Below are 8,160 nucleotides of genomic sequence, written 5' to 3'. Positions count from 1 at the left end.
CTTCCAAAAGAGGAGACATACCATGTCGGTCTGTACTTCCCGGTCTGAAGATCTCCTGGCCTTGCGCCTGATCGAGCTTCCAAAAGAGGAGACATACCATGTCGGTCTGTACTTCCCGGTCTGAAGATCTCCTGGCCTTGCGCCTGATCGAGCTTCCAAAAGAGGAGACATACCATGTCGGTCTGTACTTCCCGGTCTGAAAACGCCCTGGCCTTGCGCCTGATCGAGCTGACCCAGGCCGGCCTGCCTTTGCTGGACGACCCCTGGGCCTGGCTCGCCGAACAGTTGGGACTGAGCACCGAATCGACCCTGGACCTGCTCAAACGGCTCCAGGCCGAAGGCGCTATCCGCCGTATCGCCGCCGTACCCAACCACTACCGCCTCGGCTATCGCCACAACGGCATGACGGTCTGGGATGTGCGAGACGCCGACATGCCGCGTCTTGGCGCGTTGATCGGTGCGCAAGCCTTTGTCAGTCACTGTTATCGCCGGCCGCGCCGCAGCGGCTGGCGCTACAACCTGTTCGCCATGGTCCATGGCCGCAGTAGCGACGAAATCGACAGCTATCGCGAGCACCTGCGCTTCTTGCTGGGCGACGCCTGTGCTGGCGATGAAATGCTGGTCAGCAGCCGTATCCTGAAAAAAACCGGTCTGCGTCTACCACCCCCTTCACGCTGAACAAGCGCGCACTCAAGGAGAGTTGCATGTTGAGGATCAGCCATTACCTGCGTGCCCTCGCAGGCCAGAGTCCCGCCCCTCGATCCAGCCCGCCGGGCAGCACCCGGCCACCGGTGGTGATCTGGAATCTGCTCAGGCGTTGCAACCTGACTTGCAAACACTGCTACGCCACCTCGGCCGACAGTGTCTTTCGCGACGAACTGGACACCGCTGCCGCTCTGAAAGTGATCGACGACCTGCATGACGCCGGGGTGCAGGTGTTGATCCTGTCCGGTGGCGAGCCGCTGCTGCGCGAAGATCTGTTCCAGCTCAGCGACTACGCCAAGAGCAAGGGGTTCTTTGTCGCCCTGTCGACCAATGGCACGCTGATCAACGAGCAGAACATCGCGCAGATCAGCGCGGCGAATTTCGATTATGTCGGCATCAGCATCGACGGCCTGGAGCAGACCCATGACGCGTTCCGCCAGCTCAAGGGCAGCTTCGCCAGCTCCATGCACGCGATCCGGCTGTGCCGGGACCAAGGCATCCGCGTCGGATTGCGCACCACCCTCACCCAGGAGAACCATGGGCAGCTCCCACAGCTGCTGGCGCTGATGCGCGATTACGACGTGCAGAAGTTCTATTTGTCGCACCTCAACTACAGCGGTCGCGGCAAACGCAGCCGCAAGCTCGACGCTCACCAGCAAATGAGCCGCGAGGCGATGTTGCTGATCTTCGAGCGGGCCTGGGAGGATATCAAGCTGGGCCGCGACAGCGATTTTGTCAGCGGCAACAACGATGCCGACGCCATTCTGCTGCTGCAATGGGTCGGCCAGCGTCTGCCCGAGCATTACGCCCGGCTGGAACAGATGCTCCGTGCCTGGGGTGGCAACGCTTCGGGCAGTGGCATCGCCAACATCGACAACACCGGTGAAGTGCACCCGGACACCTACTGGTGGCAGCACTCGGTGGGCAATGTCCGGCATACGCCGTTCCGCACCCTCTGGCTGGACCGGCCAGATGCCTTGCTGCAGCAGTTGCGCAAGCATCCACGAGCCGTCGGCGGGCGCTGCGGGCAATGCCGCTGGCTGAGCATCTGCAACGGCAACACGCGCACCCGGGCCTGGGCCGAAGGCGATCTCTGGGGGCAGGACCCGGGCTGCCACCTCAGCGATGAGGAAATCGGCCTGCTGCCGTCACTGACCATTCCTTGCACCATGAGCTGAATAGCCTGGCTGGCTAACCATCTGACACAGGATGGGGCCGGTAAACCTGATGAAGAACCAAGGAAGTCTCATGCAACCATCGACTGTTTTACCTGCCGCTCTCGAGTCCCCGTTCAGACCGGGCGAAGTCGCTCTGGTCGGCGCCGGCCCCGGCGATCCACGCCTGCTGACCTTGCGCGCCTGGAGCCTGTTGATGCAGGCCGACGCCGTGGTCTATGACCGGCTGATCAGCACTGAACTGCTGACGCTGATCCCCCTCACCTGCGCCCGGCATTACGTCGGCAAGGCCAGCGGCTGCCACAGCCTGCCCCAGGAACAAATCAACGAGTTGCTCGCCGATCTTGCCGATCAGGGCCAGCGGGTGGTGCGGCTCAAGGGCGGCGATCCGTTCATTTTCGGCCGCGGCGCCGAGGAGCTGGAATATCTGCTGGCGCGCGGCGTTGACTGCCAGGTGGTCCCGGGCATTACCGCCGCCGCGGGCTGCACCGCCTACGCCGGGATTCCGTTGACCCACCGTGATCTGGTGAATTCCTGCCGCTTTATCACGGGCCATTTACAGGCCGACGGTGAGTTGGAACTGCCCTGGAGCAGCCTGGCGGACGATAGCCAGACCCTGGTGTTTTACATGGGCCTGTCGAACCTTGCAGTCATCTCCCGGCGCTTGATCGAGGCCGGTATGGCCGCCGATACGCCGGCGGCGCTGATCAGCAACGGCGCCCGCCCCGACCAGCAGGTCATCCGCGGCACCCTGCAGTGTCTGCCAGGCATGGCGCTCGACTGTCCCCAAGGCATTCCGACGCTGACCGTGATCGGCAAAGTGGTCGATCTGTTCGCCGCACAGCAGCTGGAATACCCGGCGCGGCTGTACCCCGCCCGGCTGCGAGAGCAGGTCCGCAAGGTGGCGATATGAAGCGCATGCTCTTTGCCCCCTTGTTATGGCTGGGTGCGGTTCATGGGGCCGCAGCGGTGCCAGGCCCTGAAGTGGCGCTTGGGCAGGCCGCGCAGGATTATCAGCAACACTGCCAGAGCTGTCATGGCGTCAACCGTCTCGGCGGCGCGGGACCTGCGTTGTTACCGGAGAGCCTCAGCCGGATCAAGCCCGACGAAATTCGCCGGACAATCCAGAACGGCCGCCCGGCCAGCCAGATGGCCGCATACGCCAGCGTCCTCGATCCGGCGCGGATCGACGGGCTGGTGAACTACCTGCAGCAACCGCCCGCCACCCCGCCCACCTGGAACGATGAGCAGATTCGCGGCAGTCACAGCCTGCTCGCCGATGTCTCGAAGTTGCCTGTCACGCCCCAGCATGGCGCCGATCCGCTGAACCTGTTCGTGGTGGTGGAAGCCGGCAATCATCACATCAACATCCTCGACGGCGATCGTTTTACAGTGCTGGCGCGTTTTGCTTCGCACTTTGCCGTGCATGGCGGGCCGAAGTTCTCTCCGGATGGGCGCTTCGTCTATTTTGCCTCTCGCGATGGCTGGATCAGCCTGTATGACCTGCACAACCTGAAGCTGATCGCCGAGGTGCGCGCCGGGATCAATACCCGCAACCTGGCAGTCAGCAAGGATGGCCGCTGGGTGCTGGTGGGCAACTACCTGCCCGGCAGCCTGGTGGTGCTCGACGCCCGCGACCTGTCGCTGGTCAAGACCATCCCGACCATCGGCCTGGACGGCAAGACCTCGCGGGTCAGCGCGGTCTACACCGCGCCGCCGCGGGACAGTTTCATCGTCGCGCTCAAGGACGTGAAGGAAGTCTGGGAGCTGTCCTATGCCGGCAAAGCGGACTTCGAACCGCGACGGATCGCGGCCCAGGATTACCTGGATGACTTCTCCTTCTCACCCGACTACCGGCAGTTGCTGGCCACCTCACGCAAGGCCCAGGGCGGCCAGGTGATCGATCTCGACAGTGGCAAGGTGGTCACCGATATCCCGCTGCCGGGTATGCCCCACCTGGGCTCGGGCACCTATTGGAAACGCGATGGCCAGTGGGTATTCGCCACGCCGAATATCAGCAAGGGACTGATCTCGGTGATCGACTTCAAGACCTGGAAGCTGATCAAGGAAATTCCGACACTGGGCCCGGGTTTCTTTATGCGCAGTCACGTCAATTCACGGTATGCCTGGACGGATGTGTTCTTCGGCCCGGACAACGATGCGATCCACCTGATCGACAAACAGACCCTGGAAATCGCCCACACCCTGCGCCCGATGCCCGGCAAAACCGCCGCCCACGTCGAGTTCACCCGCGACGGCCGTTACCTGCTGCTGAGCATCTGGGACACCGACGGTGCGCTGATCGTCTATGACAGCAATACCCTCAAGGAGGTCAAGCGCATCCCGATGAACAAGCCGTCGGGCAAGTACAACGTGGGTAACAAGATTGAGTTTGCTGAAGGGACTTCGCATTAGACCATTGAAGTCCGCCTGGATTGATCGGCTGTACGCCCCCCGACCGCGCACACCCGTAATGGATTGGGTGTACGCCCCTCCTACAATGGATTTGTGTACATCCGCAATTTTGCGTACACCCGGTAGATACCGTCTTAACCCTCACCGGCCGAGCGCAGGTGTTCATCAGGGGACTGACGTACAACGCCCCTCGGCGACGCCCCTGATGAATACCAGAATTAGGTAGCGATCGGGGAGCTACAGCAGCTCATCAAACCGCGCTGCAGCCTTGAGCACGAAGGGCATGCGCTGATGGATATCGGCCAGGTTGGCAATGGGGTTATTGCCGAAGCCAATGGTGCGTCCGTCATCGAGGTGCCGGGTCAAGGCTTCACCCATGGCGTGGCCAGTGCCAGCGTGATGAGGTAACGCTCCTCTGTAGGGCGCTTATCGTCCCTGAAGCGATTAACCACCAGCATCGCTTGATATTGGTTGCCCGCTTGCCAATAAGACGTGCCCCCCTTATTCACGTCGCGCAGTTGGGCACGCCATTGCGGCGTGTCGGCAAAGGGTGGATCGTCCTTGACGCGGATTGGTATCCAGCCGCCTTTGCGCCATTGCTCCTGCAAATCCAGCACGATCTTGAGCGTATCGTCGAGGAGCAGAGGCTCGATTTGCGGGGACATCCGTACACTGTAGATCAGCTCATTACGGTAAATAACCGTGAAGAAGCGGGCCAGTGGGGTCACGAACCCGTATTGCGGATCAGTGAAACGCAGGCGGGCATCAGACTTGGGAATGTTGAACGAAACCTGCCCGGGAATGGCGGGACCAATGGCTGCACTGGAGCGCTGGCGCATGGACTCGTAAGGCTCGCCAATCACCAGTGCGATTTCCTTTTCCGATTGCACTTCAATAGCCCCCCACGCAAGGAGTGCGACAACGACTAGCCCGATCCCGCCACGTCGCCAGCCCACCTGCGCGAGCAAACTCATCGTACGCCCCCACCTGCGGCGATATCCCGAATCGCCTGTTCAATCCGGTGGCGATTGCCGTCATGTAACAGCTCGTCAAACTGCGCCGCGGCCTTGAGCACGAAGGGCATGCGCTGCTCGATGTTGGACAGATCGGCCATGGGGTTATTGCTGAAGCCAATGGTGCGTCCATCATCGACAGGACGGCACTGGCTGGCCAGTGTCAGTTCGATGGCTTGAGCGATGCCTGACGGGATGCCTGTGACGTAGGAGACGTGGTTGCCGCGCAGTAGAGCGACCAATTTCGAGTTGCTGTACATCGCCGGTTGCAAGATGTTGACCTGTTCGTGCGTAGCAAGAAACTTAACACTTTCGGCGATGTTGCCTGCCTCAATGGCCTCAAAAGCTGGCAGGATTTCCTTGTGGTTAGTACCGAACTTTAGCGTCTCCTGCGCTACCGGCCACAGTACCGGGTGCTGGTCATGCCCATAAATGTTTTTGCGTGAAGGCAGGCAGGTTTCCAGCGCCTGCAACCCACGTTCCTTGTAAAAAACATGCAGTGGAAACACATCCAGGAACAGCGTGGTGTTACCCATGGCCAGCATCTCGTACACGTGCTGGTACAGCTGTTGCGCGAACGACAAAGGTTCGCCATCGCCCCTGAAGTCGATGCTCGGCAGCGGGTTGTTACGGATGGCTTGCTCATAGTCCCGTTGTGCCTGCTCGAAGTCCCGTATTTTTGCCTGCCGCTCGCGTTCGCTGGGGCTGAACAAGCCAAAGAACCCTGTCCTGGCGCTATTCTTCAGGTGTTGTGCCGCTTCATGTTCAGCCTGAATTTTCTCCACCGAATCCGCGGCATGCAGCAGGCCACAACCGACCTGTTTCGAGGCGAAGGCCGCCAGGCCCGCCCACTGGAAGCGCTGATCGTGCAGCCATAACTGGGCGTAGGCGGCATTGATCGCGCGATTACGCGCCTTGGGGTCGGCGATCAGCCTGCCACCCGGTGCCACGATGGACTCGGCCCGTTGCTGGTACCCGCGCCAGAGGTTCTCGCAGACCCGTCCCGGCAGTTCAGCGAAGGTCGGAGTGGAACGGCTCGCTGCCGGCGCGAAACCGGAGGGGCGCGGCTCGGTTACCGAGGGGCGGGCGGCGGCCGGCGCGACAGGTTGAGCGGAGGCTCGGGGGCGCGGTGCGACGTCGCCACCATCGATCACCTGATACCTGAGGGTCTGGTTGGCAATCAGGCGCGGCGGCGGATCGCACTTGCAACGGCAGAGGTCGCCGTCCAGGGCGGCGTGGCGTCCATCCAGCAGGTCCACCAGGTGCGGGCCGTCGCAGACAATCTCCCCGGTGCTGTCGCATTCCGGGCAATAGACTTCATCGCCTTCGCGGGCCATGGCCTGGCCATTGATCGTGCTGCATTCCCAGCCGGTACGCACGGTGCCGTCGACGGTGGTTTTGGCCCCGACGGTGATGTGATAACGCCTCATGCGGTCTATGTCCTTGTTTTATCTGCAGGGACGAACACGCTAGGTAAGGCGACGGGGGAGATAAATCAGACGTTTCTTTGTCTGGTGTAGGTCGATTCTGCAATCAGGTAGCCAATGGGCAGTGATTTGGCATTTGAGCTTGGTTACCTCAGTACCTTGATAACCGGCGCAGGGTCAAATGGTCTCACCGCCGCCTGAACAACGGCCACGGCTCAATCACCGGAAAATCCAAGCCAATCGTCGACAACAAGATCGAGTTCGCTGAAGGGACTTCGCATTAGCGATTGTGTGTCTGATGCCTGTCAGTCAAGGCGACAACGGGGCGTGCGCGAAGCCAGGTTTTCGGGGTTGCTTTGGCGCAGGCCGACGGCTAATCTTTGCGGGTCGCTGCAAATTCAGTGATCGGGTGTGGTAGCCCGGCTACTTCATAGACCCAGAACGCCGCAGGGCGTTTTTTTGTGCTGGCTGCTTTGTGGCGGCTGTGCATGGGAGGCTTCGGCCTGCCGGGTTCCTATGACCGGTCTACCACCCCGTGTACAGTCGCCTCCTTGACTCGCGTGGTAGCGAGTTCGGCGGGACTCAATCATAGGAGTTCATCCATGCGCAAGATCACCCCTGATCCGCCTGAAACCGAAAGCGTTTCCCCCTGCGAATCCTTCGATTCCAGCAAACTCCACCAGACCGCCCAGCGTGCTCTCGATCACTACCTGCCGCCCCCATCCGACAAGTCCCGACTCGCTGACGCTCGTCCAGTGAACATCTTCGCCGTCGTCCCCGGTCTCAACACCGAGACGCTGTTGGCTAACGCCTGCGAGACGCTAGCCAGCGCCAATGTCCTGGCCAGCGACCTGGCATTCAATGTCGAGGGCTCGTGCCGCAATGTGGCGCTGGCGATCCAGCAGATGATCGAGCTCGGCCAGTTGTTGATAAACGAGGCGTTGGAGCAAGTGGCTCCGCCAGGTTGACCTCGTCAGTCGAGCGCGCAAAACCTGTGGGAGCGTGGCTTGCCTGCGAAGAACGATAACGCGCAATCTGTGAAAAACCGCGGTATTCGCTTCGTGGGTAAGCCAAATTGGATTTGGGTACATCCGCGAGAGCCAAGCCGGCTGTCAGGCCGCATTCGCGAGCAAGTCGGATCGCCGCACCGCCGCTCCCACATCGGCGTACACACGACCAAACAGGCCGGCCGGTCGGCCGCCTCGCTTTTGCTTGGGCCTTTGATCTACCCGCCCCTTCGGGAGGCCGAGTGGAGGCGTTCATCAGGGGGTAGGCGCGAAGCGCCGTTCGACGAAGTCGAACACATCGAGAGGAGGTCGTCGCGAAGCAGACCGGAGGCGATGCCCCCTGATGAATGCCGGAGCGAGGGAACACCGAGCCTAGGCGAGGTGCCGGACGCTGGGGCGAAGCCTTTTGGTTACTTTT

General features: G+C 61.4%; 8 protein-coding genes. 5 read left to right on the top strand and 3 right to left on the bottom strand.

What is annotated here, in order from left to right:
• Nucleotides 1-174 precede the first annotated feature (174 nt).
• The 4 genes from F8N21_RS29205 to F8N21_RS29190 all read left to right on the top strand — a co-directional run bounded on the left by F8N21_RS29205 (nt 175) and on the right by F8N21_RS29190 (nt 4,295).
• Nucleotides 175-678 carry an Lrp/AsnC family transcriptional regulator gene (locus F8N21_RS29205; protein ID WP_150645435.1) on the top strand — a complete coding sequence of 168 codons (504 nt, stop codon included), beginning with the start codon at nt 175-177 and terminating at the stop codon, nt 676-678.
• Nucleotides 679-704: 26 nt separating this feature from the next.
• Complete coding sequence (gene nirJ / locus F8N21_RS29200; protein WP_150645434.1) at nt 705-1,883, top strand: heme d1 biosynthesis radical SAM protein NirJ; 1,179 nt, start codon at nt 705-707, stop codon at nt 1,881-1,883.
• A 70-nt stretch (nt 1,884-1,953) separates the two neighbouring features.
• Nucleotides 1,954-2,793 carry a uroporphyrinogen-III C-methyltransferase gene (cobA, locus tag F8N21_RS29195; protein ID WP_150645433.1) on the top strand — a complete coding sequence of 280 codons (840 nt, stop codon included), beginning with the start codon at nt 1,954-1,956 and terminating at the stop codon, nt 2,791-2,793.
• Complete coding sequence (locus tag F8N21_RS29190) at nt 2,790-4,295, top strand: nitrite reductase (RefSeq protein ID WP_150645432.1); 1,506 nt, start codon at nt 2,790-2,792, stop codon at nt 4,293-4,295. The genes cobA and F8N21_RS29190 overlap by 4 nt, the downstream gene beginning before the upstream one ends.
• Nucleotides 4,296-4,532: 237 nt before the next feature.
• On the opposite strand, the gene F8N21_RS30655 is transcribed toward F8N21_RS29190, so the two are convergent.
• Genes F8N21_RS30655 through F8N21_RS29180 form a run of 3 tightly spaced genes read right to left on the bottom strand, consistent with a single transcriptional unit; the run spans nt 4,533 to nt 6,738 of the window.
• Nucleotides 4,533-4,673 (bottom strand): hypothetical protein, encoded by a 141-nt coding sequence (locus F8N21_RS30655; protein ID WP_191624428.1) that lies wholly within the window; start codon nt 4,671-4,673, stop codon nt 4,533-4,535.
• Nucleotides 4,658-5,269 carry a hypothetical protein gene (locus tag F8N21_RS29185; protein ID WP_150645431.1) on the bottom strand — a complete coding sequence of 204 codons (612 nt, stop codon included), beginning with the start codon at nt 5,267-5,269 and terminating at the stop codon, nt 4,658-4,660. The genes F8N21_RS30655 and F8N21_RS29185 overlap by 16 nt, the downstream gene beginning before the upstream one ends.
• Nucleotides 5,266-6,738 (bottom strand): PAAR domain-containing protein, encoded by a 1,473-nt coding sequence (locus F8N21_RS29180; RefSeq protein ID WP_150645430.1) that lies wholly within the window; start codon nt 6,736-6,738, stop codon nt 5,266-5,268. Before F8N21_RS29180 ends, F8N21_RS29185 begins: the two co-directional genes overlap by 4 nt.
• Before the next feature lie 599 nt (nt 6,739-7,337).
• On the opposite strand from F8N21_RS29180, the gene F8N21_RS29175 reads away from it, so the two are divergent.
• Complete coding sequence (locus F8N21_RS29175; protein ID WP_150645429.1) at nt 7,338-7,703, top strand: DUF6124 family protein; 366 nt, start codon at nt 7,338-7,340, stop codon at nt 7,701-7,703.
• Nucleotides 7,704-8,160: the final 457 nt, after the last annotated feature.

Source organism: Pseudomonas fluorescens (genome assembly GCF_902497895.1).
In the GTDB taxonomy this organism is placed as follows: domain Bacteria; phylum Pseudomonadota; class Gammaproteobacteria; order Pseudomonadales; family Pseudomonadaceae; genus Aquipseudomonas; species Aquipseudomonas fluorescens_BP.
This window is presented reverse-complemented; position numbering and strand designations above follow the sequence as displayed.

Bases quoted from the DNA above. Each gene is read 5' to 3' on its own strand.
- F8N21_RS29205 (WP_150645435.1), top strand. From the start codon at position 175: ATGTCGGTCTGTACTTCCCGGTCTGAAAACGCCCTGGCCTTGCGCCTG.
- nirJ (WP_150645434.1), top strand. From the start codon at position 705: ATGTTGAGGATCAGCCATTACCTGCGTGCCCTCGCAGGCCAGAGTCCC.
- cobA (WP_150645433.1), top strand. From the start codon at position 1,954: ATGCAACCATCGACTGTTTTACCTGCCGCTCTCGAGTCCCCGTTCAGA.
- F8N21_RS29190 (WP_150645432.1), top strand. From the start codon at position 2,790: ATGAAGCGCATGCTCTTTGCCCCCTTGTTATGGCTGGGTGCGGTTCAT.
- F8N21_RS30655 (WP_191624428.1), bottom strand. From the start codon at position 4,673: ATGGGTGAAGCCTTGACCCGGCACCTCGATGACGGACGCACCATTGGC.
- F8N21_RS29185 (WP_150645431.1), bottom strand. From the start codon at position 5,269: ATGAGTTTGCTCGCGCAGGTGGGCTGGCGACGTGGCGGGATCGGGCTA.
- F8N21_RS29180 (WP_150645430.1), bottom strand. From the start codon at position 6,738: ATGAGGCGTTATCACATCACCGTCGGGGCCAAAACCACCGTCGACGGC.
- F8N21_RS29175 (WP_150645429.1), top strand. From the start codon at position 7,338: ATGCGCAAGATCACCCCTGATCCGCCTGAAACCGAAAGCGTTTCCCCC.